The sequence below is a fragment of the Streptomyces bambusae genome (genome assembly GCF_019400985.1).
GTDB lineage: Bacteria > Actinomycetota > Actinomycetes > Streptomycetales > Streptomycetaceae > Streptomyces > Streptomyces bambusae_A.
The window spans coordinates 18,736-43,549 of sequence record NZ_WTFF01000013.1 but is presented as its reverse complement, the minus strand read 5'-3'; the positions used below and the strand labels follow the sequence as shown (position 1 = coordinate 43,549).

The 24,814-nt window shown below is 71.8% G+C and carries 30 protein-coding genes; 15 read left to right on the top strand and 15 right to left on the bottom strand.

The window, feature by feature from the left end; translation table 11 throughout:
* Nucleotides 1-27: 27 nt before the first annotated feature.
* A complete protein-coding gene (locus GPJ59_RS04145) occupies nt 28-423 on the bottom strand; it encodes a RidA family protein (protein WP_219664987.1) in 396 nt (131 codons plus the stop codon).
* A 144-nt stretch (nt 424-567) separates the two neighbouring features.
* Here GPJ59_RS04145 and GPJ59_RS04140 point away from each other — a divergent pair, with 144 nt between their 5' ends.
* On the top strand, nt 568-1,542 hold the full coding sequence (locus GPJ59_RS04140) for a helix-turn-helix transcriptional regulator (protein ID WP_219664977.1): 975 nt from the start codon (nt 568-570) through the stop codon (nt 1,540-1,542).
* Here the strand turns inward: GPJ59_RS04140 and GPJ59_RS04135 are convergent.
* The 4 genes from GPJ59_RS04135 to GPJ59_RS04120 form a co-directional block, all read right to left on the bottom strand.
* Entirely contained in the window at nt 1,524-2,840 is a 1,317-nt protein-coding gene (locus GPJ59_RS04135; RefSeq protein WP_219664976.1) for an NAD(P)/FAD-dependent oxidoreductase, read from the bottom strand. The two genes, GPJ59_RS04140 and GPJ59_RS04135, sit on opposite strands and share 19 nt — an antisense overlap.
* A 195-nt stretch (nt 2,841-3,035) precedes the next feature.
* Complete coding sequence (locus tag GPJ59_RS04130) at nt 3,036-3,746, bottom strand: LppP/LprE family lipoprotein (RefSeq protein ID WP_219664975.1); 711 nt, start codon at nt 3,744-3,746, stop codon at nt 3,036-3,038.
* Between the two features lie 28 nt (nt 3,747-3,774).
* On the bottom strand, nt 3,775-6,621 hold the full coding sequence (locus GPJ59_RS04125; RefSeq protein ID WP_219664974.1) for a TIR domain-containing protein: 2,847 nt from the start codon (nt 6,619-6,621) through the stop codon (nt 3,775-3,777).
* 87 nt (nt 6,622-6,708) lie between these two features.
* Complete coding sequence (locus GPJ59_RS04120) at nt 6,709-7,728, bottom strand: GlxA family transcriptional regulator (RefSeq protein ID WP_219664973.1); 1,020 nt, start codon at nt 7,726-7,728, stop codon at nt 6,709-6,711.
* A gap of 117 nt (nt 7,729-7,845) precedes the next feature.
* Between GPJ59_RS04120 and GPJ59_RS04115 the strand changes: the two genes are divergently transcribed.
* From GPJ59_RS04115 to GPJ59_RS04090, 6 genes are all read left to right on the top strand, one after another.
* Nucleotides 7,846-8,682, top strand: a complete 837-nt coding sequence (locus GPJ59_RS04115) for a dienelactone hydrolase family protein (protein WP_258023831.1) — start codon at nt 7,846-7,848, stop codon at nt 8,680-8,682.
* A 738-nt stretch (nt 8,683-9,420) separates the two neighbouring features.
* Entirely contained in the window at nt 9,421-9,651 is a 231-nt protein-coding gene (locus GPJ59_RS04110) for a hypothetical protein (protein WP_219664972.1), read from the top strand.
* Nucleotides 9,644-10,546 carry a hypothetical protein gene (locus GPJ59_RS04105; protein ID WP_308120120.1) on the top strand — a complete coding sequence of 301 codons (903 nt, stop codon included), beginning with the start codon at nt 9,644-9,646 and terminating at the stop codon, nt 10,544-10,546. The genes GPJ59_RS04110 and GPJ59_RS04105 overlap by 8 nt, the downstream gene beginning before the upstream one ends.
* Nucleotides 10,547-10,920: 374 nt before the next feature.
* Nucleotides 10,921-11,181: a hypothetical protein gene (locus tag GPJ59_RS04100; protein ID WP_219664971.1), complete on the top strand. Its 261-nt coding sequence runs from the start codon at nt 10,921-10,923 to the stop codon at nt 11,179-11,181.
* A 124-nt stretch (nt 11,182-11,305) separates the two neighbouring features.
* Nucleotides 11,306-11,557: a hypothetical protein gene (locus GPJ59_RS04095; protein WP_219664970.1), complete on the top strand. Its 252-nt coding sequence runs from the start codon at nt 11,306-11,308 to the stop codon at nt 11,555-11,557.
* A 160-nt stretch (nt 11,558-11,717) separates the two neighbouring features.
* Nucleotides 11,718-12,629: a helix-turn-helix domain-containing protein gene (locus tag GPJ59_RS04090; protein ID WP_308120118.1), complete on the top strand. Its 912-nt coding sequence runs from the start codon at nt 11,718-11,720 to the stop codon at nt 12,627-12,629.
* Here GPJ59_RS04090 and GPJ59_RS04085 read toward each other — a convergent pair.
* Nucleotides 12,601-13,197: a TIGR03086 family metal-binding protein gene (locus tag GPJ59_RS04085; protein WP_258023830.1), complete on the bottom strand. Its 597-nt coding sequence runs from the start codon at nt 13,195-13,197 to the stop codon at nt 12,601-12,603. The two genes, GPJ59_RS04090 and GPJ59_RS04085, sit on opposite strands and share 29 nt — an antisense overlap.
* 64 nt (nt 13,198-13,261) lie before the next feature.
* Here GPJ59_RS04085 and GPJ59_RS04080 point away from each other — a divergent pair, with 64 nt between their 5' ends.
* A complete protein-coding gene (locus GPJ59_RS04080; protein ID WP_219664967.1) occupies nt 13,262-13,717 on the top strand; it encodes a MarR family winged helix-turn-helix transcriptional regulator in 456 nt (151 codons plus the stop codon).
* Here the strand turns inward: GPJ59_RS04080 and GPJ59_RS04075 are convergent.
* Nucleotides 13,704-15,257 carry a fused MFS/spermidine synthase gene (locus tag GPJ59_RS04075; RefSeq protein ID WP_219664966.1) on the bottom strand — a complete coding sequence of 518 codons (1,554 nt, stop codon included), beginning with the start codon at nt 15,255-15,257 and terminating at the stop codon, nt 13,704-13,706. The genes GPJ59_RS04080 and GPJ59_RS04075 overlap by 14 nt on opposite strands.
* Nucleotides 15,258-15,447: 190 nt before the next feature.
* On the opposite strand from GPJ59_RS04075, the gene GPJ59_RS04070 reads away from it, so the two are divergent.
* From GPJ59_RS04070 to GPJ59_RS04040, 7 genes are all read left to right on the top strand, one after another.
* A complete protein-coding gene (locus tag GPJ59_RS04070) occupies nt 15,448-16,599 on the top strand; it encodes a hypothetical protein (protein ID WP_258023829.1) in 1,152 nt (383 codons plus the stop codon).
* A gap of 63 nt (nt 16,600-16,662) precedes the next feature.
* The gene (locus GPJ59_RS04065) at nt 16,663-17,004 is read left to right on the top strand and encodes an ArsR/SmtB family transcription factor (RefSeq protein WP_219664965.1); all 342 of its coding nucleotides are present in this window, start codon (nt 16,663-16,665) and stop codon (nt 17,002-17,004) included.
* Between the two features lie 68 nt (nt 17,005-17,072).
* The gene (locus GPJ59_RS04060) at nt 17,073-18,731 is read left to right on the top strand and encodes a SulP family inorganic anion transporter (RefSeq protein WP_258023839.1); all 1,659 of its coding nucleotides are present in this window, start codon (nt 17,073-17,075) and stop codon (nt 18,729-18,731) included.
* A complete protein-coding gene (locus tag GPJ59_RS04055; protein WP_258023828.1) occupies nt 18,728-19,150 on the top strand; it encodes a pyridoxamine 5'-phosphate oxidase family protein in 423 nt (140 codons plus the stop codon). The genes GPJ59_RS04060 and GPJ59_RS04055 overlap by 4 nt, the downstream gene beginning before the upstream one ends.
* Nucleotides 19,147-19,572, top strand: a complete 426-nt coding sequence (locus tag GPJ59_RS04050; RefSeq protein ID WP_219664963.1) for an ATP-binding protein — start codon at nt 19,147-19,149, stop codon at nt 19,570-19,572. The genes GPJ59_RS04055 and GPJ59_RS04050 overlap by 4 nt, the downstream gene beginning before the upstream one ends.
* A 17-nt stretch (nt 19,573-19,589) precedes the next feature.
* Nucleotides 19,590-19,997 (top strand): STAS domain-containing protein, encoded by a 408-nt coding sequence (locus GPJ59_RS04045; RefSeq protein WP_219664962.1) that lies wholly within the window; start codon nt 19,590-19,592, stop codon nt 19,995-19,997.
* Nucleotides 19,998-20,302: 305 nt separating this feature from the next.
* Nucleotides 20,303-20,653: an ArsR/SmtB family transcription factor gene (locus GPJ59_RS04040; RefSeq protein ID WP_219664961.1), complete on the top strand. Its 351-nt coding sequence runs from the start codon at nt 20,303-20,305 to the stop codon at nt 20,651-20,653.
* A gap of 139 nt (nt 20,654-20,792) precedes the next feature.
* Here the strand turns inward: GPJ59_RS04040 and GPJ59_RS04035 are convergent, their stop codons facing one another.
* From GPJ59_RS04035 to GPJ59_RS04000, 8 genes are all read right to left on the bottom strand, one after another.
* A complete protein-coding gene (locus GPJ59_RS04035) occupies nt 20,793-20,951 on the bottom strand; it encodes a DUF6126 family protein (protein WP_219664960.1) in 159 nt (52 codons plus the stop codon).
* Entirely contained in the window at nt 20,948-21,133 is a 186-nt protein-coding gene (locus GPJ59_RS04030) for a hypothetical protein (RefSeq protein ID WP_219664959.1), read from the bottom strand. Before GPJ59_RS04030 ends, GPJ59_RS04035 begins: the two co-directional genes overlap by 4 nt.
* Nucleotides 21,134-21,159: 26 nt before the next feature.
* The gene (locus tag GPJ59_RS04025; protein ID WP_219664958.1) at nt 21,160-21,570 is read right to left on the bottom strand and encodes an ATP-binding protein; all 411 of its coding nucleotides are present in this window, start codon (nt 21,568-21,570) and stop codon (nt 21,160-21,162) included.
* Nucleotides 21,571-21,646: 76 nt separating this feature from the next.
* Nucleotides 21,647-21,823 carry a hypothetical protein gene (locus GPJ59_RS04020; RefSeq protein WP_219664957.1) on the bottom strand — a complete coding sequence of 59 codons (177 nt, stop codon included), beginning with the start codon at nt 21,821-21,823 and terminating at the stop codon, nt 21,647-21,649.
* A 99-nt stretch (nt 21,824-21,922) separates the two neighbouring features.
* Nucleotides 21,923-22,801 carry a GNAT family N-acetyltransferase gene (locus tag GPJ59_RS04015; RefSeq protein WP_219664956.1) on the bottom strand — a complete coding sequence of 293 codons (879 nt, stop codon included), beginning with the start codon at nt 22,799-22,801 and terminating at the stop codon, nt 21,923-21,925.
* A gap of 238 nt (nt 22,802-23,039) precedes the next feature.
* Nucleotides 23,040-23,462: a hypothetical protein gene (locus GPJ59_RS04010; RefSeq protein ID WP_219664955.1), complete on the bottom strand. Its 423-nt coding sequence runs from the start codon at nt 23,460-23,462 to the stop codon at nt 23,040-23,042.
* Nucleotides 23,459-23,905 carry a roadblock/LC7 domain-containing protein gene (locus tag GPJ59_RS04005; RefSeq protein ID WP_308120115.1) on the bottom strand — a complete coding sequence of 149 codons (447 nt, stop codon included), beginning with the start codon at nt 23,903-23,905 and terminating at the stop codon, nt 23,459-23,461. Before GPJ59_RS04005 ends, GPJ59_RS04010 begins: the two co-directional genes overlap by 4 nt.
* 101 nt (nt 23,906-24,006) lie before the next feature.
* Complete coding sequence (locus tag GPJ59_RS04000; RefSeq protein ID WP_219664954.1) at nt 24,007-24,801, bottom strand: MarR family transcriptional regulator; 795 nt, start codon at nt 24,799-24,801, stop codon at nt 24,007-24,009.
* Between the last annotated feature and the right edge of the window lie 13 nt (nt 24,802-24,814).

The window sequence follows — 24,814 nt, the reverse complement described above, 5'->3', positions numbered from 1 at the left end:
ACGAGCAGCAGAGGCGGCGAGGCCCCGTCACGCGACGGCGGTTCCTTCGAGCTCGACCATCTGGCCGGGGATCGCCAGTCGCGTCACCCCGAGCATCGTGGTGGTGGGCGCCACCCCGGCGGCGCCCAACCGCGCCGCCAGCACGCCGTAGTGCTGGAACAGCAGGTCGACGTCGGTCGTGTAGACATTGAGCCGGACGAGGTTCGCGACAGACATGCCGGCCTCGCCGAGCACGGCTTCCAGGTTGTCGATGCTCAGCGCCAGCTGCGCCGCCATGTCGCCGTCGTGCTGGGGCTTGCCGTCGCCGCTCATCGCGGTCTGCCCCGAGACGTACAGGGTCCGCGTGTGCCCGGAGACGACCTCGCCCTGGTTGAATCCCATCTCCGCCGACCACGTGACCGGGTTGACCGCCGTACGTTCCATCGCCATACCAACTCCATTTGTTCGATCCATGGGGAGTACGTACGCCCACCGGCCGGCCCGGTGGCCGCCGGCTTCGACGTCGTGCTGACGAGCCTCGCAACGAATCACGACATCCTCTGTCGTGTATTCCGTTAGAGTTTCCGTATGCGCGCCGACCGGCTGGTCTCACTGGTGCTGCTGCTGCGCCAGCGCGGTCGGCTGACCGCGGAGACGCTGGCCCGCGAGCTGGACGTCTCCACCCGCACCGTGCTGCGCGACATCGAGGCGCTGTCCGCGGCCGGCGTCCCGGTCTACGCCGAACGCGGCCGGCACGGCGGCTTCGCGCTGCTGCCCGGTTTCCGGACCGAGCTCACCGGACTGAACCACGACGAGGCCCTCGCCCTGCTGACGGCCGGGTCGGGGCGCGGTGAGCTGGTGTTCGGCCTCGGCTCGGCGCTCGCTTCGGCCATGCGGAAGGTGGTCGACGCGCTGCCCGAAAGCCACCGGGCCACCGCGAGCGACGCGGCGCAGCGATTCCTCGTCGACCCGGAGACCGACCTGCTCTCACGCCGGCTGGTCACCGACGAGGTACCCGACACCACCATGTTCGAGGTCCGGCGCGCGGTGCTCGCCGGACACAAGCTGCGCATCCACTACGCGGCCACGGGCCAGACACCCCAGTGGCGCACGGTCGACCCGATCGGCCTGGTCACCGTACGCGACAAGGGCTACTTGCTGGCCACGAGATCCGGCGCGGACCGCACCTACCGGCTGTCGCGGATACTGGCCGCCGAGGAGCTCCCCGAGCCGGCACAGCGACCGAACCGGGTCGATCTGGACCGGATCTGGCAGGAGCGCTCCGCCCGGTTCCTCTCCGGCGGCGACCACATCACCGTGCTGGTACGGGTGAACCCGGCGCGGCGGGAGGACCTGCTGGACACCGCGCTGGCCGTCCGCGCAGAAGAACCCGGTTCGGACGGCTGGCTGCGCCTGGAGGTGACCTTCCAGGACGCACGCCACGCCGAATGGGCCCTGTGGCAGCTGGGCACGGACGCCGAAGCCCTGTCCCCGCAGTCGCTGCGCACGTCCCTGCACAACCGCGCCACGGCGATCGCCGCCCGTTACGAGGACCGACCCTGAGAGCGGGCAGCCGTCTCATGGCTTTGCCGGTGTGGGAACCCGGTCGGCGCAGCCGCCCCGCGGTGTTTGATGTTGACGGCCGAAGCCTTCGCCACTGCCACGGGGTTCAGGAAGCGCAGCGGGCCGATCAGGCGGGATGCGAACCGGTGCATGTGCCGCGCCACCCATGCGTCGCGCGCTGCCGCCGAGAACATCAGCCGTTCCACGGGGTTGAACGGACGGACCCTGGCGAAGTCGGCGGCCAGGTGCTGGTGTCCGCGCAGCCGGCGCCGGTGTCTGCGCGCGTACACCGAGAGCGACCTGTCGAGGTCGCCCCGGCCGGCCGCGGCCGAGGCGACCGCCTCGGCCAGCCATCGCGCGGACTCCAGGGCCCACCCGCACCCCACTCCCCACAGGGGATCACCGGTCAGGGCGGCGTCGCCGATCAACGCGACACCCCGTGCGGTCGGCTCGCGGCTGAGGAGCGGGTAGTCGACCGTGCCGATGAACTTCGTGATGCGTTCGGCGGAGTCGACGGGCGGTGCCTCGGGCAGGGCGCGGACGAATGCGAGGAAGCTGCCCTCCAGGTCTTTCCGGAAGGCCGGCAACCGCTGCTTGTCCGGAAGTACCGCCAAGACGGTCACCCCGTCGTCGTTCGCGAACGCGTACGCCAGATCGGGCTCGAGGAACCAGGTCTGGCTGATCCCGCCGTGCAGCGGGAGGTTGCGGAAGTGCGCGAGGTACCCGAACCGCGCGTTCTCGTACCGCCGCTCAGGCACCCCCGCGAACTTCGCCACGGCCGAGTCCTTGCCGTCGGCGCCGACCACCAGGCGGGCCCGGATCTCGCGCTCACCCCCTGGCGTGGACGCCCGCACTCCCACGATTCGCCCGGCTTCCCGGACCAGCCCGGTCACCTGATGCCCGAGGAGCAGATCGACGCCAGGGGTCTGTGCCGCCCGGGACCTGATCAGCGGGTCGAGGGTGCTGCGCCGGACGTTGTACCCGTACGGCAGCTCGGGGCCCTCCGGTGCGGCCCTCGGCTCGATCCATCCCCAGCGGGTGTACCAGCGGGACGTGTTGCGGACTGCTCCCGCCTTCTCGAGGGCGGGGACGAGGCCGAGTTCGTCCAGCACCGGGTAGGCGTTGGCCGTGATGGAGTGGGTGCACAGCACCTTGTACGCCGCGGGGTCCGAGCGGCGTTCCAGCAGCGCGACGCGGACACCGCGCCGAGCGAGCAGGGTTGCCGCGGCGCTGCCGGCGAGGCTGGCTCCGCTGATGACGACGTCGTAGTCGTATCCCGCGCTCTCAGGCTCGGTCATGCGCTGATCGCCCCCTTCGAGGTGTGGTGCCGTTCGTGGGAGTGGAGTGGAGTGGTGCAGTGCGCAGTGCCAACTGGTGTCAGGAACATGACTGGTTGTCAAGGCTGTGACTCGGGTGACGTCCGATTCCGCCAGGGTCGGAGACCGGCACGCGAGGGCAGCGACGGGCTCGGCGGGCGGGCGGGCCGGCGGCCGTCACGAGGTGATGCTGGGGGAGCCCGGGCTGACGTGGTCGCCTTCGAAGGTCCAGACCGTGGTGGCCCGGCCCCTGGGGCAGCAGGTGGCGTCCTCGGGGCGGTACCAGTGCTCGGTGACGGTGGCCCGCCGGGAGGTCAGGACCACGCCTCCCATCCGTGTGGCGGCCACGCCCGACGGCTGTTGGCGCGGTGTGAGGGAGCCGAGGGCCACCAGGCCGGCCGGGGAGCGGCCGAACACCACGTAGCCGAACACGAGTTGCCCGGACGCCGTGCCGCCGCCGTTGTCGCAGCTCACCGGCATCGCCGCCTCGTCGCGGCCGTCCCCGTCGACATCGCCGTACGCCATGTGGCCGTACTGGTTCAGATGGACCCGGCCCCACGTGCGGGAGTTCTCCCTGACCTCCTCCGACGATCCCTGGCGTACCAGGCCCGGTACGTCGCAGAAGTCGCCCGGGAACGGGGTCGCCGCCCAGTCCACCTGGCGCAGGTCCGCCGGGGCCGGCCCGACCACCACCCCGGCGGAGGCGGAGCCCGAGGGGGCCGTGGAGGGAGCGGCGGGCGTTGCGGAGGACGGTGGTGGGGTGGACGGCACAGGCGCGGACGACCCGCCGGCGGTGATCGGCGGGGCCGGCGCCGGGGATCCGCAGCCGGCCGTCAGGAGCAGGAGCCCCACGAGGCTGGTCGACGCGAGCCGCAGGCTGATGGCCATGCTTGGTCTCCTTCGGTCTCCCCGCCGCTCACGCGCAGGGAGGGTCGTAGTCCCGGTCGGGCAGGTACTGTGCCCACTGTTCGCGGGTGATCTTCTGGGACTGGGCGCACAGCCGCCGTAGGATCGAGGTGCGGTCGACGTTCCACAGCTGCACGCCCTCGGGCCGGCTGACCGCCAGCTGCCGCCCGTCCGGGCTGAACGCCACCGTCGCCGACGCGTACATCCCGCCGCCGCTCAGCGAAGTGAGCTCCACCAGCAGGCCCGGGACGGAGAGGTCCCACAGCCGGATGCGCCCGTCCTCGCCCGCGCTGGCGGCCAGGGTGCCGCCGGGGTGGACCGCGAGTCCGGCGACCGGCCCGGTGTGCAGGGTCGAGACGCTCCGCCGGATCGGCCGCGCGGCCTGGGCGACGTCCCACACCGCGACCGATCCGTCGGCGCCGCCGACGAGCAGCTGGCCGCGCGGGCCGAACGCCAGCGCGGTCGCCGCCCGCTGCCCCTCGGCCGCGACCTCTCCCACGGCGGTGGGAGCGGACGCATCGTCGCCGATCCGCCACAGCCGGGCCGGTCCGCTCTTCGTCAGGGTGGCCAGCAGCGTGTCGTCCGTACCGAACGCCAGCGCCTGGCCGGCCAGGACCTCCGTACCGGCGAGCGTGGCGCGCAGCACCGGCCGGCTGCGGTCGCCGATGTCCCACAGCTGCACGGGACTGCTCGAGGTCTGCACGGCCAGCAGCGGACGCCGGGTGGCGAAGACGATGCTCTGGGCGCCGTCCGTGCGGGTCACACCCGGGGTCAGGGAGCGCGGGTGCCCCGGATCGCCCACGTCCCACAGCACCACGGGCACGCCGGAGGCCAGCGTGGGCCCGTCAGGGGCGAAGGCCACTGCCTGACCGCCGACGTTGTACGTCTCCAGCGTGGCCGCGCGCTGCGGCACGCCCTGTCCGCCGATCCGCCACAGGCTCGTGGGCCACCCGACGGCCAGCAGTCGGCTGTCCGCGCTGAACGCAGGCACCACGGTACGGCGCTCGGGCAGGGTCGTGAACGCCGAGGTCCGCTCCGGCCCGGCCACCGGCCAGAGGCGGACCGTGTTGTCGCTCGGCCCGCTGCCGTTGCTCTCCCGCAGCGCCCCGTCGACGGAGACGGATGCCAAGGTGCGCCCGTCAGGGCTGTACGCGAGCGCCTCGATGTCAGCGCTGTGGCCGGTCAACCGGGCACCGGAGCGGGGACGCACCGGGTCGGAGACGTCCCACAGGGAGATGCCGCCGTCGGCCACCCCGGCAGCCACGGTCCTGGCGTCGGGGGCGAAGGAGACGGCGCCCCCGCTGATGCCTCTGGCCGATCCGTTCAGATCCGGCCGGACGACCGGGCGGGAGGGGTCCGCCACGTCCCAGAACCGGACCCGGCCGGCCTCGCTCCCGTACGCCAGCGACTGCCCGTCGGCGCTGAAGGCGCCGCCGGCGGAGACGCCGTCGGGCAGCGAGGCGAGGGCGGCGGCCGGGCGCAGGGGGTAGGCCCCCGTCCCCGTTCCGTCCCCGGCGACCGTCCACAGGCGCAGGACCTCCCCGCTCTCGTGAGTGGCGAGCAGCTCGCCCTTGGGATTGACCGCCACCACGCCCCCGGGGAGCGTGCCGAGGGAGACCGGGTGGGCGCTGTCCCGGACGTTCAGGACGGCGCCGCCGTACAGCGTCGTGACGAACAACCTGTGGTCGGGGGTGAACACCAGGGACTCGGTGCTGTCGGAGACGGTGGTGTCCCTCCTCCCCACCGCGAGGGTCGCCAGTGGCCGGAGCCGGGCTCCGCCCGCGCTGTCCGCCAGGTCCCTGATGTCGAACAGCCGGATCTCGCCGTGGTGGCCACCGGTCGCCAGCAGCGTGCCGTCCGGGCTGAAGGCGAGTGCCTGCACCGAGCCTTCCGGGACGTCGAGCGTGCCCAGCACGGTGAGCGTCTCCGGATCGAACAGCCGCACCCCGTCGTCGGCCACCGCCAGCTTCCCCGTACTGCTGAAGGCGACGGCACGCCCCTGCCCGCGCAGGTGCAGGACGCGTGGCATGGAGGCGCTGTCGATCAGGGCGCCGAGCACCTCGGCGGTGGGCGCGAGCCGGTAGGCCTGCACGAGCAACTGGCGGGCCAGGTCCGGCCGCCCATCGCGCACCGCGGCCGCCTGCGCCACGAGCTGCCGGGACTGGGCGAGCAGGGTCTGGGCGCGGGCGCTGTTGCGCTGGGTGTAGGCGGTGACCCCGCCGGCCACGGCGGCCAGCAGCAGCACGGTCAGGACGGCGAGGGTGGCCCGCACCACGCGGACGGTCCGCCGGTGCTGGCGGACATGGGAGCCGATCAGTTCGTCCTTGGGCCGGCCGGTCAGCGGGGCGACGAACTCCGCCACGCACTCCAGCAGCCGCGGGTCCGCCGCGCTGGCCTGCTCCGGAGCGCGCAGCCAGCGCAGGTCGACCCAGCGGGGCTCGTGGGCGAAGGCCCCGGTGATCTCCTCGCGCGGCAGGGCGTCGGTGCGCGACCAGTCGAACTCCGACCGGTCCGCGTCCCAGGCGAGCGTGCCGTCGGTCCAGGCGATGAGGAGGGTGTCCGCGGAGCGGTGGGTGAGCCACCAGTCGATCTCCTGCCGGACCCACGGCGACCGGGCGGCCTCGGGGCAGGCCAGCACCACCAGCCAGCGGGACGCCGTCAGGCCCCGCTCGATCTCCTGCCACAGGTGCGGACTGGCGCCGAGGTTGGTCTCGTCACGGAACAGCCGTAAGCTCCGCGGCCGGTACCACGGCCGGTCGAAGCCCTGGACATGGCTCTGGAACGCCTTGGCGACGGCCTTGTCCCAGGCGTGACTGTACGAGACGAACGCGTCGTAGCCATGACGATGTGCCCTCATCCTCCGGCGCCCCCACCTGCTCGCCCGGAGCCCCGTGCCCGGGCAGCACCCCACCGTAGCGCTGGTCCGCACGGCGGGGGAGCGGACTCACATCTCCGTCTGTCGGAGCCCGGCGACCGCCCCGTGGTGGTCGCAGCGACGACGGAACTGCGCGCGGTACTCGCTCGGCCGCCGGCCCGTGTGTCTGGCGAAGACACCGCTGAACGTCCCGGGGTCGCGGTACCCGACGGCGGCGGCGATGCTCGCGACGGTCCTGTCGGTCGTCTCCAGCAGGTGCCGTGCCCGGCGCACCCGGACCGTCTGCAGGTACGCCAGGGGCGACTGGCCGGCTTCCTCGCCGAAGCGACGGAGCATGGTCCGCGTGCTCACCTGGAACTCCCGGGCGAGGGCGGGCAGGTCGTAGCGGACGCCGAGGTTCTGGTCGAGCCACCGTTTGACGCTGAGCGAGAACTCCGTGCCCACCGTGGGTATGGGAGCCGAGTCGACATAGGGAGCCTGCGTGGAACGCGCATCGTCGACGAGCGCGATACGTGCCGTGCTCCGGGCGACGCGGGGTCCGTCGTGCTCACGGATGAGCTGCAGTGCGAAGTCGTACATGGCGGTGAAGGCCGCCGTGGTCGTCACGCCCCGGTCGGTCACGACCAAGCGCTCCGGGCGCAGGCGCACGTCCGGGTACCGGCGCGCGAGCCGATCCGCGAACAACCAGGACGTGGTCGCTTCGCGCCCGCCGAGCAGCCCGGCTTCGGCGCACAGGAAGGCGCCCACGCAGATCGACACGACAGCCGTCCCCGAGGCCGCCTGCGACCGGATCGCCGCAACTTCCGGTCCCAGCCCCGCGAGTGTTGCGTCGAGGTCGGCCGTGGGCGAAAGCTCGAAGCCCGGCACGATCAGGACGTCCACCGGGCGGACCGCCGAGACGTCGAGGACCGAGCCGCCGGACGCGACCACACGCTGCCGGGGCGAGACGACCGACGCCTCGTAGGCCGGCCGGGCCGACCCCTGCGCCACGGCGACGTGCGTCGCCATCGCCAGGAGGTCGGGGACCCCGAACACCTCCGACGCGAAGCAGCCGGGGTAGGCCAGCACACCGACGCGCAACGGACTCATGCGGCCCCTCCGGTGCCTCGGTGCCTCCGGTGCCTTCGAACGGGTGGCGATATTACCGGGACACGTGGCGATGCCGCCGCTTCCCAGCCGGACGGGGCTCTCGCCATCATCTCGGTCATGACCATCATGCGAGGCCGCAACGACCCCATGGACGATCCCCTGGACGACTTCTCGCGCAGAGTCGTCAGCGTCGACGACGTCGACAAGACCGTGTACGTCGCCGGGTCCGGACCGGCAGTCGTCCTCATGCCCGAGATGCCGGGTATCAGCCCGGACGTCGTGCGGTTCGCGCGGTGGGTGCGTGATGCCGGCTTCTCCGTGTACCTGCCCTCTCTCTTCGGCGTCGACGGCGCCTATCCGCTCGCCGAGGCGCGGGAGACCGTCGTACGACGCGCATGCGTCAGCGCCGAGTTCCGGGCCTTTGCGGGTGGCGGTACCAGCCCCGTCGTCACCTGGCTGCGCGGCCTCGCCCGCCTGGCGCACGCCGAGAGCGGCGGGCCCGGCGTCGGCGCGGTCGGTCTGTGCTTCACCGGCAACTTCGCCCTGACCATGGCGCTCGAACCCGCCGTCATCGCACCCGTGGTCAACCATCCGTCGCTTCCGCTCGACGACCCCGGCGGTCTGGAGATCAGCGCCGCGGACGCTGCCGCCGTGGCCGAGCGCGTCGCGCGGGGCGGACTGAAGGTACTCGCCTACCGTTTCGACGACGACAGGTGGTGCACCGGCCAACGGTTCGCGGCGTACCGGGCGCTGCTCGGGGACGCGTTCGACGGCCGCGTACTCAAGGCCGAGTCGGCGAACACGGATCCTCCGCCCTTCTTCCGCGACGTCGTCGGCTGCGCCCACAGTGTCGTCACGGCACACCTCGTCGACCAGGACGGCCACCCCACCGTGCAGGCCCGGAACGAGATCATCGCCTTCCTGACCGAGCGGCTCGTGACGCGCCAGGAATAGGTGGTACGGACAGCAGTAGGTGGTACGGACACCAGCAGGCCGCGCCCACCCGCCCAGGCTCCTGACCTTCGACGGCGCCGTGCCGGTGGAGTCCCGTCGGCGGGGCGCTGTGTCCGCCCGGTTCAGAGGCGACCGGACGAGGCGCCGCACCGGGCACAGGCCGGGACGGCGGCTGCCTCTGCCGCGGTCGTCGTCGCCATGCCTTCGTGCCGGGGCTGCATGGCATCCACATGGAGGGACAGCACGTGTTTGAAGTGTTCTGCGCGCTGCAGTTCACGGCTGTCCACGTGGTGCATACGGCCGACCCCTGACGACGTCCACAGGGTCAAACCCGCACACAGGACAGCGCAGATCAGCACGATCCACGGGAGGACGTCTGGCACAGCGGCTTCCTTTCCGGTGACGGGCGGGAGGGTTGGCATCCCGCGGCCGGGGCCACCCCGGCGACACCTCGGCACAACGCATTGGCATATGCGGGGTTGCGTCTTGTCAGCCGATTGCAGCAGTGCACGGCGTTCCGCCGACCGCAAGAGCGTTCCCGGTACGGGGCGCGCGGCCGCCTGCGAGAGCCGGGTGGCGCGGCCGACGCACTCCTGCGTCGGCACCATCACCTGCATGGAGCACACCCTCGCCAGCGTCTGGCGCGTTGGGTGGACTATGACAACAGCACAGCACTCCGCAATGTTTCCGCGAAGCACCGAGGACGACGGACGCAGCGTTCGTGCCAGGGCGACGAGGGTGGGGAAGTGGACCTACACGCCGGCCCCCACGGACAGCTGGGCCTCGAACGAGAACGCGAGGCTGCACCGTGAGGGGCGGGACGTCGATCTGCACTACTCGTCCGCGGTCCTCGAGGACTTCCTGGAGGCGATGAGCGCGATCGAGGACGAGTTCGACCGGCGGTCCCGCGAGGCGGCACCGTTCGGGAATTCCGTCGTCGAGCGCCTGGAGCGGATCTCCGGTGTATGAGCAGTACGGCCGGCACGACAGGAGCGGCCCCCACGCCGCGTCAGAGAACCTCGCGTTCCGGTTGGGGCCGGACCTGGAGCAGCATGCGGCCTTCAGGCAGCCGCTCGTAGGCCTGGGCGAGGTGGACGGCCAGTGGGATCCGGCGGAGGAGCTGGCCTTCCTCCTTCAGCAGGAGACCGCGGGACCGCGACAGGAAGAGCCGTTCGACCAGCTGGGGTTCGACGAACCGGTGGAGCCGGTCAGCCCGCACGGCTTTGCGGGCGGCCTTCCGCACGGCCCCCACGAACGCCCGCACACGGCGACCCCCGCCGGGCACCGCCGGGTCCCGCGGAGAACGCCGGTGGTGACGCTGTTCCAGACGGGCAGCTTCTTCACCGCCGTGCTGGTCGCCGTCATCGCCGCCGTCGTGAGCACCTTCAGCGGCCTGGCCATCTGCGACGCCCTGCGCCACAGCGCCGGGCCGCGCACCGCGCACGACGTGGTCAGCTGGTGGCCCCTGCTGATCTACGGACCCTGGATGGTCGCCTCCCTGTCCATCCTCCGGGCCGCCCTGCATCAGCGCCGTGCCATCCACTCCTGGTCCATCGTCCTGCTGTTCTCCACCCTCGCCACGCTCCTGTGTGTGGCCCAGGCGCCCAGGACGTTCGCCGCCCAGGCCGCGGCCACCCTTCCGCCCATCGCGGCGCTGGCCTGCTTCCAGCAACTCGTCCGCCAGATCACCCTCACCAGACCGCCCCGCCACCCCGTCCCACGACACCGCGGCCGGACACCCTCCCCGCTCCGGCCCCCTGCCACGGCAGGCGGCCCGGGCACGCCTCTTCCCGACTACTCGGTCGTGGATCAGGAGGCTGCCGCTCCTCCTTCTCTCGGCTACGGATTCCGCTACCGGACATGAGGGTCGTGCAGTCCGGTACCGACGACAGGCGAGTGCCCGAAGGGATCCGGAGCCACGCGTCCGGGGGGATCGGCGCCACGGGAACGCAGCGCAGGACAGCGCAGCGCGAGACAGCAGGGTGTCGCTAACTTCTCGGGCAACTCGGTCCTTCCCGCATGTCCAGGGAGTGTGATCACTCCCATCTCAGGAACGAAGATCGAAACCGATAGTCACGGGCTGTGTGCGGTCTCTCGCCCACAGGTCCGGTCCACTGCGCTGACCAGGGGCGGCGTGGGCCTCGGCCGCCCCCGCCCGACCCGTTGCCGTACGGCGCGCTCCAGCGCCTGACTGCCCATGCCCACGTATGCCCATGCCCATCGCGAGAGGACACGATCATGCCCTACGACGTCACCCAGGCCGAGCGACTCCGGTACAAGCGCCACCAGGACGCCGCGTACCAGGTCGGAGAGGAAGCCGTCACCCGCCTGAAGGCCGCACTGGCACTCGCCGGCCTGACCCTTCCGTCGTTGCACAACGACGGACCGGTGGGCTGCCGTGGTTTCGTCCGCCTCGGAGGGTGCAGCGCAGCCCTCGCCAGCCGGCTCGCCGAGGTCATCGCCGCCGGCGCCCAGGCCATGCGAGATCAGCAGCAGTGAAGATTCCGCTCGTTGTACGTGACATGCCCGCGGAGGTTCTTGCATGAAAGCGTGGCAGCCTTCTTCCCGCGTCCCGGTACCCCGGACGACGCTCGACCCTTACCGCTTCCCCGGCATACGGGGCTTGGAGGACGCCGGGGAGGCCGGGGACGCCGGGGACTCGGGCGTCCGTGGTCTCCAGGACTCCCTCCCCGCACCCGCTCGCCCTCCAGGCGGCCCGAACCCCGCAGACCGCCGGCGCCTGGACCTCCACGCCTGCCTGACCGGGGTCGGCATCCTGCCCCTCATCGACGACCTCCACGCCATCAACGTGCTCTCCACCGTCGACGACGCCACCTACGCAGCCGTCCGGGGATGGATCACCCGCACCTTCTGACGTCACTCCCGGCACCGGCGTCGCGAGATTAGGCCGAACAGGTGGCGATCGTCGTCCAGATGTGTGGATCGCCGGGTCGGCTATGCACAATGCGTCTTGCCGGTGTCGGCGGTGGGGGCGCGGGGGCCTGCGTGAGGCCTTGAGCTGGAGGTGCACCCTCGTGACGGGCAGTCCCACGGTCAGAAGACGCCGCCTGGGCGCGGAGCTCCGCCAGCTCCGGCGGGCCGCGGGCATGACGTCCCTGCAGGTGGCCAAACACCTGCTCGTGTCCCAGCCCAAGATCAGTCTCATCGAGACCGGCCGCCGCCCCATCAACCCGCGTGATGTGCGCGACCTGTGCCGGCTCTACGGAGTCCACGACGAGGACGTCGTCGACTCGCTGATGCGGATGGCGAAGGAGTCGGCCAGGCAGGGTTGGTGGGTTGCCTGCGGCGACGTTCCCTACGGCGTCTACATCGGGCTGGAGACGGAGGCGGCCTCCGTCCACACCTTCGAGCCGCTGCTGGTCCCAGGGCTGCTGCAGACCCAGGAGTACGCAGCCGCAGTCATCGCAGAGACGATTCCCTGCCCCCCGGTCGAACAGGCCGCCGCCCGCCTCGACGTACGGCTGCGGCGCCAGCACCGCGCGCACCACCCCGCCCGGCCGCTGCGCTTATGGACCGTCCTGGACGAATCCGTCCTGCGCCGCATCGTCGGCAGCCGCGAGATCATGCGTCAACAACTCGAGCACCTGAACTCCCTCGGCGCGCAGCCGCACATCACCGTCCAGGTCCTCCCGCACAGCGCCGGAGCCCACCCGGGGCTCACAGGGCAGTTCTCCATCCTCACGTTTCCGGACACCGACGCGGGAGTGGTCTACCTGGAGCGCTTCACCAGCGACCTCTACCTGGAGAAGCACGTCGACCGGGAGCCGTACCACATCATGTACGACCACCTCCAGGCGCAAGCCCTCAACGCCGTCGACTCCCGGCACTTCATCGAAGACGTCATCAAGACGTACACGGACAGCCCCTCTGAGCGTGCTGAATCGAATGGGTCGGGTCTCAGGAGAGGGGCCGGCCCAGGTGCATGAGGATTCGGGTCAGGGCGTCGGCGTCGGCGGGCTCGGGGAGGCTCGGGGCGAACGCGGCGCCCGGCTGCGTGCGAAAGGCGCCGTCGGGGACGGCCAGAGCGATGGGGAGGGCGGCATCCAGGATGCCGGGGTCGAAGGCGATGGGCAGATCGAGGGTGCGGGCGACGTCCCAGGCGTGGACCACGTAGTCGAGGAAGTGGAATCCGATGGCCCGGATCGCCGGGAAGACGGCGCCTGGGCCGAATTCGGGGAGGGCGAACTCCTGCTCCTCCGTGCCGACTTCGGCGAATGCGGCCAGGGCTCCTTCCGCGGCGGCAAGGTACTTCCCGGCTGCCTCCGGCCCCGGTGCCTCGGCCTTCCAGTGCGTCGGGTCACCACCGTCGCCCCTCGCCGCCGCCGCGAAACCCCGGTGCTGGGCCGTCATGTGCGCGAGCAGCTCGCCCAGGTCCCAGGCCGAGCAGGGGGTGGGGCGAGTGAGGTCCGCCACGTTCACCCGGCGGACCACGGCGATGCTCTCGCGTACCGCACGGTCGTCGAAGGCCTTGATGGCCACTAAGTTCGTACCCATATTCATACTCATGCGCTTACGATAAGCAGATGCCTACCATAGGTCAACGAGTATCTTCTCCTCCATGGCTGGGAACACCACATCCGAAGGGCGCCCCGACCTGGCGGCGATGATCGTCCCCCTGGGCCGCGCGCTGGTGGCCGCCGAGTTGCCGGTGCTGCGCGAACACGGGCTGGCCATGTGGGCGTACGCGGTGCTGCTCGGGCTGGACGACGAACCGGTACGGACGCAGGCCGCGTTGGCGCGGGACATCGGTGCCGACAAGACGCGGATCATCGGCGTCCTCGACGACCTGGCAGAACGCGGACTGATCCGGCGCCAGCCTGATCCGGCGGACCGGCGGGCGCGCGTCCTCTCCCTCACCCCTGCGGGGCGCCGGATGCGCGACGCGGTCCGGTCGGCGATCCAGCAGCGAGAGGAACGCCTGCTGGCCCGCCTGCCGGAGGAAGACCGACGCGGCTTCCTGAACGCTCTGCAGGCGCTCGCCGCGCTCCCGCCCTCCGAGATCAGCGGGGACTAGGTCTGTTCCGCGTGCTGTAGGGCTGGAGGAGCTGGTCGACGGGTGCGTGGTCGTCGGTGAGCAGTCGGGCGTCGCCGATCCAGGAGGTGAGGGCTCCTCCGGTGGCGATCTTCCAGCCGGTCTGCCGGGCGTCCAGCGCTTGCTGGATCGCGCGTACGTCGATCGGCCGGTCGGAGGCGAGCGCCACGAGGTTGCCGCCCGCGTGGGTGGAGGCCTGTTCGAGGCCGATGTCGGCGGGTTCGCCGACGAGGGCGACGTGCGCGAAGGTCTCGCCGAGAGTGGCCACTTCGGCACGCGCGAAGGCCAGAGCGCCGTGATCGATGAGGTTGACGACGTACAGGCCGTTCTCGCCCAGTACCCGCCGTACGTCAGCCATCGCTTCCACCGTGGTGAGGTGCCACGGCACACTGACGCCGCCGAAGGCGTCGCCGACGACGAGGTCGCGACTGCCGGCGTCCAGTCGCCGCAGGCCGAGCCTGCCGTCCTCGGCGCGTACGTCGATACCGGCTTGCGACCCCAGACCGAGCCGGTCGCGGTTGATGCGCACGACCCCGCTGTCGATCTCGGACACGAGACTGTGCGTCCCGGGCCGCGTGGCCGCGAGGTAACGGGGAAAGGTGAGCCCGCCGCCGCCCAGGTGGTGGGCAGCGAGCGGCTTGCTCCGAGGGAAGGCGGCATCGACCACCGACGCGATGGCGCGCACGTACGTGAACTCCAGGACGGTCGGGTCGTCGACGTCGACGTAGGAGTGCCGCAGACCGTCCAGTACGAGGGTGCGGCCGCTGCCCCGGTCGGGGTCCGGGACCACCCGTGCGCAGTGGTACCTGGTCTCCGTGTCGCAGCCACCGGGCGCGACCGTGATGCCGAGACCGCCGGCGACGACCACCAGCGCGAGCGCAGGGGTACTGCTCCACCCGCGCGTTCGCCACTCGACCAGCGCCGAGCCGATCACCAGCAGGGCACCGAGGCCGATCAGGATGCCGCTGACCGGCAACCGCGACACGAGGACGAAGCCGGTGAGGACGGTGCCGACGATGGCGCCGACGGTGCCCACGCCGGACAGCCGGCCGACGACCGTCCCGGTCTCGGCCAGGCTGGTCAGACGCAGCTTGGTCACGATCGGCGTCACCGCCGAGAGCAGCGCGCCCGGCAGGAGGATGGTCAGCGACGCGATCAGCAAGAGCATCGCCGGTGCCCATTCCGCCGTGGTGCGCAGCACGGCGGGCGTGAGCGCCACGACCGCTCCCGACACCCCGAGCGAGGGGCCGATGAGCCGGCGGGGATCGACACGGTCGGCGACGCGCCCACCCAGCCAGGAGCCGACGGCGATCGCGGTCAGGGCGATGCCGATCACCATGGTGCTGGTCTCGAGGGTGAGGCCGAGGTAGGGAGCCAGCAGCCGCAGAGCGACGATCTCGACCACCAGGACCGCGGCGGAGGAACCGAACACCAGCGCCGCAGCCGTACGGGGGCCCAGGCCGTAGGTGCGAGGAGTGCCCTCGGCAGCAGGCGAGGACGACGATCCGGTCACGGGCGACATCCTTGCACGCGACCCGTCCCGGACGATCCCCTTCGCTCGATCCCTGTGTCTCCGAGGTCTCCGAGTGATTCCGGCCCACGGACGCAGTCGCGGACGACCCGGTCGAACAGAGGTCACTCACCCGGCCGGGGGAAGGAGGTCGTTCCGGCGGCCGACGCCACGGGGCCTCGGCCGATGCGACGTTCAGAGCATGACCAGTACTGAACGGACGATGAAGGCGCTCTGGAGCGCCTGGTGGCAGCGATGGCCGCGCTGGGTGGCCTGGGTGACGATGCTGTGGGCGGTGCTGTACGCCGGCTTCGGTCTGGCGTGCGCGCTGAGCGGGACTTCCCTGCTCTACCACGGCAGCGACTCCGGGGTCTCCGGTCTGGGTTGGGTGGTCGCGGCGGTGGGGGCGCTGGCGGCGTCGGTCAGTGGAGGGGTAGTGCTGTACGGGCTGCGGCCGGGGCTGCGGGTGCTGCTCCGGGTGGGCTGCGCCCTGGCCGGGATCACCGCGTTCAGTCTGCTGATGGATGTGATCACGCTGATGTTCGGTCAGGGGGTGGACAGCGCGGCCTCCGCCGCGAACAAGGCCCTCGCGGCGGTCGGAGCGGTCCTGCTCGCGGCCACCGCCCGGTCCGACCGACTGCCCGCCGGTACCGCCCGACGAGCGCCGTCCGCCGCACCGCGGCCCGTCCAACTCGCCGCCTGGACAGGGACGCTGGCCTTCGTCCCGTACGTGGCGATGAAGCTGGTCTGGGCGTTCGGCGGGACCTTCGCGGGGGTGACCGGTGCGGAGAAGCTCGCGGTCTCGGAGCGGAACGGCGCCTCGGGGATCTTCCTCACGCTGGAGTCCTGGGGCCTGGACCCGACCGTGCTGCTGGCCCTGCTCGGCGTGTTCCTGCTCTGGGGCCTGGTCCGCCCGTGGGGGCAGGTCTTCCCGCGCTGGACGCTGTTCCTGCGCGGCCGGCGGGTGCCGCGCTGGCTCCCGCTCGCCCCGGCCCTGCTCGGGGCTGCCACGCTCGCCCCGTACGGCGTTGTGGGGGTCGGATACCTGGCCCTGGCCACGGCCGGCGTGGTGACCGTGCGGCCCGGCGACTTCCCCTCCTCGGGCGACGCGCTGCTGGTCGGCTGGACCGGGATGGCCGCCTTCGCCGTCTACGGTCTCGCCCTGACCGTCGCAGCCCGCTCGTACTGGCTTCGGACGCGCTGCGAGGTGCTTCCGGCCGAGGTTGTATGGAATCGTCCGGTCCCCGGTCCCCGGGCCCGTACGGCCACCGGCCGTCGGGCGCGGACCGCAAGTTCCATGAATTGCAAATATCTGCAATTTAATAGATGCTGTAGTCGCTGTGCCCGCAGGTAGCCGCGGGCGCAGCACCTGACGATTCCTGGCGCACAGATTCCTGGCGCAGAAGGGTGCGAGGTGGTGGCGGTTCCGCTGTATCAGGCGAAGGCCGACTTCTTCCGCATGCTGGGGCATCCCGTGCGGATACGTGTGCTGGAGCTGCTGCAGGGCGGTCCACTGCCCGTGCGCGAGCTGCTGGCGGCGATCGAGGTCGAGCCGTCGGCGTTGTCGCAGCAGCTGGCGGTCCTGCGCCGGTCCGGAATTGTCGTCTCGGTCCGGGACGGCTCGACGGTCGTGTACGAGCTGGCCGGCGGCGACGTCGCGGAGCTGATGCTCGCGGCCCGCCGCATCCTGACCGAGGTGCTGGCCGGGCGGAGTGAGCTGCTGGCGGAGCTGCGCGAGACGGGAGGCCAGGCGTCGTGAACCCCGTTCTGGTTCAGGTGGCCTCCCGGGTGCGGGCGGTGCTGCCGAGTCGTGCCGATTTCGCGGTGATGGGCCGTGATCCGCGTCGGGACCTGCTGGCGGGGCTGACGGTCGCGATCGTCGCACTGCCCCTGGCGCTGGGCTTCGGGGTCTCCTCGGGCCTGGGCGCCGAGGCGGGCCTTGCGACCGCGGTGGTCGCGGGCGCTCTGGCGGCCCTGCTGGGCGGGTCGAACCTCCAGGTGTCGGGGCCGACCGGCGCGATGACCGTGGTCCTGGTGCCGATCGTCGCCCAGTACGGGCCGGGCGGCGTGCTCACGGTCGGAATGATGGCCGGTGTCCTCCTGGTCGGCCTGGCCCTGCTGCGGGCCGGCCGGTACATGAGCTACGTGCCGGCGCCCGTGGTGGAGGGCTTCACCCTCGGCATCGCCTGTGTCATCGGACTCCAGCAGATCCCGAACGCCCTCGGCGTGGAGAAGCCCGAGGGCGAGAAGGTCGTGCTCGTGGCCTGGCAGGCCGTCGTGGAGTTCGTGGCGCACCCGAACTGGACCGCGATCGCGCTGTCCGCCGGTGTCGCCGCGGTCATGCTGCTCGGCGCCCGCTGGCGGCCGACGATCCCGTTCTCGATCGTCGCGGTCATCGCCGCGACCGTCCTGGCGCAGGTCTTCGACCTGCGCGGGGCGGCGCCGATCGGCGACCTGCCGTCCGGTCTGCCCGCGCCGTCCCTGTCGTTCCTCGACGTCTCCGCGTTCGGGTCGCTGCTGGCCCCGGCGGTGGCGGTCGCCGCCCTGGCGGCGCTGGAGTCGCTGCTGTCGGCGACGGTCGCGGACGGCATGACCGTCGGGCAGAAGCACGATCCGGACAAGGAGCTGTTCGGGCAGGGCATCGCGAACCTGGCCGCCCCGCTGTTCGGCGGCGTCCCGGCCACCGCGGCGATAGCCCGGACTGCGGTCAACGTCCGCACCGGGGCCTCCTCACGGCTGGCCGCGCTGACCCACGCCGCCGTGCTCGCGGTGATCGTGTTCGCCGCCGCCCCGCTGGTCGAGAAGATCCCGCTCGCCGCACTGGCCGGCGTGCTGCTGGCCACCTCGATACGCATGGTCGAGGTCGGCTCCCTGCGGGCCATGGCCAAGGCCACCCGCTCCGACGCGGCGGTGCTCGTCCTGACGGCCGTGGCCACCCTCGCACTCGACCTCGTCTACGCGGTGATCATCGGCCTGGTCGTCGCAGGCTTCCTTGCCCTGCGGGCGGTGGCCGCGCAGGCCCGCATGGACCAGGTCGACTTCCGCCCCGATCTGCCCGGAGAGCACAGCGACGAGGAGCACGCCCTGCTGGCCGAGCACATCGTCGCCTACCGCATCGACGGCCCGCTCTTCTTCGCCGGCGCCCACCGCTTCCTGCTGGAGCTGTCCGAGGTGGCCGACGTACGGGTGGTGATCCTGCGCATGTCCCGGGTCACCACGATGGACGCGACCGGCGCCCTCGTCCTGAAGGACGCCGTGGAGAAGCTGAACCGGCGCGGGATCGCGGTGATGACCTCCGGTATCCGCCCGGGCCAGCGCCAGGTGCTGGAATCCGTCGGCGCGCTGGCCCTGCTCCAGCACGAGGGCCGCGAGTACGCCACCACCCCCGAAGCCATCGCCGGGGCCCGCAAGCACCTGGAACAGGCCGGACTGCTCCCGCACCGCCCGCACCACCACGGGCACCGCATCCGAAAGGCGCCGCGATGACCGCCCCAGCCGACCGCTCGATGCTCGAAGTCTCCGGCACCGAGGCCCTGTGGCTGCTGGAGGGCTCCGGCCAGGGCCGCCTGGTCTACACCCAGCGCGAACAGGCCGTCGTACGCCCGGCCACTCACGTGATGGAGTACGGCCGCCTGGTGGTCCGCGCCCCCGTGCAGGCCGCGGCGATCACCGGCCGGCAGGTGCTGACGTACCACGTGGACGAGATCCACAGCGCGGCGCGCACCGGCTGGACGGTCACCGCCCACGGTCCCGCGGACGTGATCACCCACCCCGACGAGGCCGCCCACTACCGGCGCACCCTCCCGGGCTGGGCCCACGGGCCGCACGACACCCTGCTGCGCCTCCACCCGCAGTCCGTGTCCGGGTTCCGTCTGGCCCGCACGCCCGGCGGCGAGAGCCGATGACCGTCCAGGTCCAGGCACTGCCCTACCGTCACGTACTGACCCTGCCCACGACCGGCGGCGCCGTACGCCTGGCCCGGCAGACCACGGAAGACGTGCTGATCGACTGCGGTGTGGACCTTCGGCACCCGAGCGTGGGGCCGGCGCTGCTGATCGTGGCGGAGCTGGTCACCAACGCCGTCCGGCACGCCGCGGTCCTCTCGCCGTCGGTCACCGTCACCTACGCCCACGGCACGGGCGCGTTCGCGTTCGCCGTCCACGACCGCCACCCCTACCAGCCGGCCCTCTACGGGGCGCTGGCCACCGCACCGGGCGGCGGACTGGCCACCGTGGCCGAGATGACCATGGAACTGGGCGGCACCGCGGTCGTGCGCCCCGATGCCGACGGGTGCGGCAAGAGCATCTGGATCACCCTGCCCCTGTGAAAGCCGAGGAAGCGAGCATGACGATCGAGTGGCAGTACGCCGCCCACGAAGACCTGGGGGTCCTCTCCCTGGCCGGATACCTCGGCGCGGAGTCGACCGGCCGGTTCACCGGCGCCGTCGGCTGGGCGCTGGCCCGCGGCAACGGCCCGGTGATCCTGGACCTGACCCGGCTGCTGGGGTGGTCGGCCGGCGGGCAGATGGCCGTCGCCCAGGCCGCACGCGAACTCGCCGAGCACGGCCGCAGTCTGGAACTCGCCGCGATTCCCGCCGACGGCTCCCTGGTCCCCGACGCCGCCTGCCCCCACATCCCCGTCCACGCCGACCTGCCCGCGGCCCTGGCCGCCCACCGCCCGGCGAAGCGGTCGGGCAAGCGGTGGAGCACCGGAAACTGGCCCACCGCGCAGCCCACCGGCGCGGCCACCTGACCTGACCCCTGCCCCGCACCACCGGACCGGCAAGGAGGCAGCAGCATGAGCGACGCCATCGCCGAGGACTTCCACAGCGCCCCGCCCACGGGGTGGGGAGCGGCCACCGGACCGCTCGGACGGGCGGGTCGTCCGCCGTGGTCGGCACGGGCGGGTTTCCAACAGTTGCAGGAATCTGCAATTGTAGAGGTCACAGCAAGTTGGCGGGGACACTCCCAGGAGTCCCCACATCGAGGATTTGGGTGGATGAGGTGCCACGCACACGCACGAAGAACACGGCCGGTGGCGGCAGCGGGAGCACGCAGGTGAGTACGCCGCTCTACCAGCTCAAGGCCGAGTTCTTCAAGACCCTCGGCCACCCGGCCCGGATCCGCGTCCTGGAGCTCCTCAGCGAGCGCGAGCACGCCGTTGCCGAACTGCTCCCCGAGGTCGGCATCGAGGCCGCCTCCCTGTCCCAGCAGCTCGCCGTGCTGCGCAAGGCCAACCTCGTCGCCACCCGCCGCGAGGGCTCCAACGTGTACTACCGGCTCACCAGCCCCGACGTCGCCGAACTCCTGCGCGTCGCCCGCGGCATCCTCTCCGGCGTCCTCCAGGGCCAGGCCGAACTCCTGGCCGACCTGCGCGCCAGCCGGCCCGAGCAGCCTGGGCGCCCCTGATCGGCGGCCGTCTTCCGTAGCGTGGGTTCGCCCGGCGCTTCTGACACCGGGAGACGGCCGCTCCCTGCCGTTGCGGGGTTCCGGGGTTCCGGGGTTCCGGGAGCACGTTGCCTCCCCGGAGCTGCCGGTCACGCCCCGGTCACTTCTGGGCGTGCTGCCCCAGGTAGAACAGCAGGTACACGAAGCCGGCCAACACGTGCGTGCCGAAGATGTAGAAGAAGGCGCGCAGGACGACCCCCTTCTCCTTCCAGCTCTCCTGGTCCGATGCGGCGGCCTTCTTGCGCTGGTTGTCCGTCACGAGTCCTGGCCTCCGTTCGCGCCGGTCGCGCTCTGCTGCTCGCTGTGGGGGGCCGCACAGGGCCGGACGAGTACCCGCGCGCCGTCGCGGCCCGCCTGCTCGATGACGCCCGCCACATCGCCGGCCGCCACCTGACAGGTCACCGGATGGCTGGGCGCCCCCAGATAAGTGATCTCGTACATGGGATTCTCCGTCTCGTCGGGGCCGGTCATGGCGTGCCGGTCGGACCGGGGGTGCCGGTCGGCAGGATGAAGCGGACCACGAGGCTCTTGCCGCGCCCGTCGGCGGCGGGCTCGACGCGGACGTCGCCGCCGTACTCACCCGCGAGCTCGGCCACCGTGTGCAACCCCCGCCCCGAGGAATGGCCCGTCAGCGCCATGGGCCGCGGATCCAGATCCGCCACACCGACCACGAGAAGGCGATCGTTCACGGTGAGGGTGATCTCGGCGTCCGGGGAGTTCTGGGCGTGCCGGACGGCGTTGGCGACCAGCTCGCTGATCACCAGCAGCGCGGCCCCGCCCAGCGGCGACCCCGGCGCCACGCCGAACAGCACCAGCGACCGCTCCGCGCGCTCCCGCGCCGCCCGCACCGAGCCCGGCACCAGCGGAACGGTCCACACGTGACGTCGTACCGGCGCCCCGGGCCGCTCGCCGGGACGACGCCCCACTACCGGGCCGCCGGCCACGGCGCCGCCCTCACCGGCCGTCCGCCTCGTCAATGCTGACGCCGTGGTCGCGGGCCAGACGCAGCGCGTCCTCCAGCTCCTCGACGGCCTGCGCCTCCTCGAAGGCGTCGTCATCGTCCTGCGCAGCCGCCAGGCGAGCCCGCGCCACACGCACCCGGTCCAGCGCCGCTTTCTCGAACCCGGCCACACCGCAACCCCCGTCCGCTCATCTCAGAACTAGTAAATTGCATAACTCTGCAAGTCTACCGTGGAAGGGTGCGGAAGGGTGCCCCTCGGGTGCGGACCCTCAGGCGCTGCGGTACTTGTCCCGGACCTCGGGGCACGGCCGGAAGCCGGCCGACCTGTAGGTGGCGACGGCGCCGACGTTGGAGCTCGGGGTGCAGACGAGCGCGCTGGACGAGCCCAGCTCCCGGAGTGCGGCCGCCGCGGCGGCGCTGATCGCCCTGCCGTAGCCCTGACGGCGGTGTTCCCGGTGCACGCCCATCGGTTCGAGCAACCCGGGCCTGCCCGGGCCGGCCGACCACACCGTCACCGCCGCCACCGCGTCGCCCCGGTCGTCGTAGGCGACCAGGCCCCGGGCGTCGGCGTACGGCAATCCGGTCGCCATCGCCTGCCAGCGCCCGTCCGTGAACCGGGACCCGTCGAACGCCGACCGGTGTACGGCGGCGAACACGTGCGCCTGCTCCGGCCCGACCACCTCGACCCGCAGGCCCGGGTCCGTCCCCGGGTCCGCCACCGGCTCCGTGAGGTCGCGGCGCAGTGGCGTCCACGGCTCGTCGTCGCTCCAGCCGTCCTCGAACAGCAGGTCCTGGACCAGTGCACCCAGCGGCGCCTCGATGTTGGCCTTCCCAGCGGGCAGCACGCCGCGCTCCGGCTCGGTCGCATCGTCGACCAGCTGCTGCGCCAGTTCCTCGTCCTGCTGGGCGTCCGGCGCGATCGCCACCCGCAACAGCCCGGGACCGTCCAGCAGCCCGACGGCGAGGATCTGTCCGCCCCGGCTCCACGTCCGGACCGCCGCGGCCGTCGCTTCGGCACCTGACCGCCAGAACCAGCCGAGGTCTCCGGGGTGCAGTTGGAACGGCGCCCCGTCGTACTGCCACGCCCGCACCGCGCCCACAGCCTTGTGCAGCCCGCCAACTCCCGGCATTCCCAACACAATCGCCATACCGCCGATCACACACCACGCGTCCGGCGGTCCGCATTCGATTTTCCTTGGGCGGGTACGGGAGGTCGCACAAGGGCCTCCCGCTTCCTCGTGGTGCGACACCGACGAGTCGTTCGGGAGGCCCTTGTGCGGATGCGCCGAGCGCGCCGGCCTTCCGGGGCTCGAAGCCCTCAAGGGCGGAGCGCGGCCCCGCATCCGGCTCTGCGCGTACAGCGCATACGTACGGGCGGGAGCCCGCTCACAACTTCCCCTGGTCCTTCAGGACCCGGCGGGCCTGGGCGAAGAGCATGCCCACGTTCACCGACTTGCGGCACACGACGACGGCCACGACCTCGTCGGCGCTGTCCACCCTGAGGAAGAGATGCGCGAGGTTGTCGCTGTTGACCAGGATCTCCTGGAAGTAGTGCTGGTCGCTGACGATCCCGCGGCGCTCCTTGAAGATCCCTTCGATCATCAGCACGTTGCGGCCCTGGAAGAGGTCGAGGGTGGCGGCCGCCAGCATGTCGAGGACCTCCGGCGGATGCGAGTCGACCGTCTCGACCGACAGCAGCATTCCGGTGGACATGTCGATGACTCCCGCAGCCACACAGTCCGGGACCTCGGAGCGCAGGCCCTTGACCAGGCTTGCGACCCGCCCCGCCATTGTCTGTGATCCGCTCATCGCTCTCCTTCTTCGGTTCCGTCGGTCTGCCCCGCTGATCCGTCCCCCGGAGCGGGTGCATCCGCGGAGGGGTCGGTGAGCAGGGTGGTGATGCGTTGCGCGGAGGCCTGGGCCTCGGTGTGCAGGCGGGAGATGTCCATGCCCGCGTCGCCGAGCACCCCGATCAGTGCCATCTCACCGAGGGTGTGGGTGACGAGGTAGCCGTCGGTGAACCGGGACACGGTGTGGTGGAGCATGCCCCTGCTCGTCATGGAGCCGGCCCGGCGGGCGATGTTGAGGGTCGCCGCGGTGAGGGCGGCCAGACTCTCGGGTTCCGCGGTGTCGTCGGTGTCCGCCGTGATCAGCAGGCCGTCGACGGAAGCCACCACGACGTCGGTGACGCCGACGACCCGGTCCCTCAGTGTCCTCACCTCTGCTACCAGCTGGGCTTTCCTGGTTGTCACTGCTCTCCTGTCGTGTTCGTTCTTCTGCGTGTGCCGGCGCCGGCGTGGGCGGTGTTCCCCGCCGGGCCGGTACGTGTCGAGCAGCGGACCGTCCTCGGCCGCTAGAGACCGGCCGCCGGCCTGAGCGGCAGGACGTCGTTGATGCCGCTCGCCCCCGGCAGCCGGCGCGGCAGGCCGCCCGCAGGAGCGGCAGGCCTGACGGGGGAGTCCATGGACGGGGCGGGCGCCACGGCCTCGACCAGCCCTTCCGCCAGCAGCCGGGAGACCTCCACCGCGACGGCGTACAGACTCCGGCCGAGGAGGAAAGCGATGTCCCTGGTGCTGCGCCGGCCGTTGATCCGGAGCAGGATCTCCCGGCGCTCACCGGCGGCCGTGGTGTCCAGCGACGTGCTTCCGGCGTCGGTCCGGCCCAGCCGGGTACGGAACGGCGAGAAGGGCCGCCGACGCGAGACGAGAGCCTGGATCCGCCGTTTCGCCTCCATGACCAGCCAGTCGGGTTCGATGGCCTGGAGGGCTGTCAGCCGGCTGTCGTACGTGTCCCGTTCCAGGCTGAAACCATCGATCCGGCCCATTCCGACGGCGAGGGCGCCGTCCAATGCGGCCGCTACGCATATCAGCTGCAATTCCGCGGCGCCGACCAATTCCCGGGCGACGAGCTCGGCTCCGATATGACGTTCCGTGGCGCAGCGCCTCGCTGCGGAGGCCCAGTCGTCCTCACTGAGGCGACCGGACCGCAGGAGGAGGGTTTCGGCCCCGGGGGCACCCGGCGAGGCAACCTCGACGATCGCACCGCCCCTGAGGTGGAAGGATCCACCAGGATCCCCGGCCACCAGGAGTCTTCCGGAGATCCGGTCCAGTGGTGCCTCGGTCAAGGTCTTGGCGAGTTCCAGCCCCATCACCCGTGACGGT

Coding starts and splice junctions, on each gene's coding strand:
- GPJ59_RS04145 (WP_219664987.1), bottom strand. CDS start 423: ATGGAACGTACGGCGGTCAACCCGGTCACGTGGTCGGCGGAGATGGGA.
- GPJ59_RS04140 (WP_219664977.1), top strand. CDS start 568: ATGCGCGCCGACCGGCTGGTCTCACTGGTGCTGCTGCTGCGCCAGCGC.
- GPJ59_RS04135 (WP_219664976.1), bottom strand. CDS start 2,840: ATGACCGAGCCTGAGAGCGCGGGATACGACTACGACGTCGTCATCAGC.
- GPJ59_RS04130 (WP_219664975.1), bottom strand. CDS start 3,746: ATGGCCATCAGCCTGCGGCTCGCGTCGACCAGCCTCGTGGGGCTCCTG.
- GPJ59_RS04125 (WP_219664974.1), bottom strand. CDS start 6,621: ATGAGGGCACATCGTCATGGCTACGACGCGTTCGTCTCGTACAGTCAC.
- GPJ59_RS04120 (WP_219664973.1), bottom strand. CDS start 7,728: ATGAGTCCGTTGCGCGTCGGTGTGCTGGCCTACCCCGGCTGCTTCGCG.
- GPJ59_RS04115 (WP_258023831.1), top strand. CDS start 7,846: ATGACCATCATGCGAGGCCGCAACGACCCCATGGACGATCCCCTGGAC.
- GPJ59_RS04100 (WP_219664971.1), top strand. CDS start 10,921: ATGCCCTACGACGTCACCCAGGCCGAGCGACTCCGGTACAAGCGCCAC.
- GPJ59_RS04085 (WP_258023830.1), bottom strand. CDS start 13,197: ATGGGTACGAACTTAGTGGCCATCAAGGCCTTCGACGACCGTGCGGTA.
- GPJ59_RS04080 (WP_219664967.1), top strand. CDS start 13,262: ATGGCTGGGAACACCACATCCGAAGGGCGCCCCGACCTGGCGGCGATG.
- GPJ59_RS04075 (WP_219664966.1), bottom strand. CDS start 15,257: ATGTCGCCCGTGACCGGATCGTCGTCCTCGCCTGCTGCCGAGGGCACT.
- GPJ59_RS04070 (WP_258023829.1), top strand. CDS start 15,448: ATGACCAGTACTGAACGGACGATGAAGGCGCTCTGGAGCGCCTGGTGG.
- GPJ59_RS04060 (WP_258023839.1), top strand. CDS start 17,073: ATGGGCCGTGATCCGCGTCGGGACCTGCTGGCGGGGCTGACGGTCGCG.
- GPJ59_RS04055 (WP_258023828.1), top strand. CDS start 18,728: ATGACCGCCCCAGCCGACCGCTCGATGCTCGAAGTCTCCGGCACCGAG.
- GPJ59_RS04050 (WP_219664963.1), top strand. CDS start 19,147: ATGACCGTCCAGGTCCAGGCACTGCCCTACCGTCACGTACTGACCCTG.
- GPJ59_RS04045 (WP_219664962.1), top strand. CDS start 19,590: ATGACGATCGAGTGGCAGTACGCCGCCCACGAAGACCTGGGGGTCCTC.
- GPJ59_RS04030 (WP_219664959.1), bottom strand. CDS start 21,133: ATGTACGAGATCACTTATCTGGGGGCGCCCAGCCATCCGGTGACCTGT.
- GPJ59_RS04015 (WP_219664956.1), bottom strand. CDS start 22,801: ATGGCGATTGTGTTGGGAATGCCGGGAGTTGGCGGGCTGCACAAGGCT.
- GPJ59_RS04010 (WP_219664955.1), bottom strand. CDS start 23,462: ATGAGCGGATCACAGACAATGGCGGGGCGGGTCGCAAGCCTGGTCAAG.
- GPJ59_RS04000 (WP_219664954.1), bottom strand. CDS start 24,801: ATGGGGCTGGAACTCGCCAAGACCTTGACCGAGGCACCACTGGACCGG.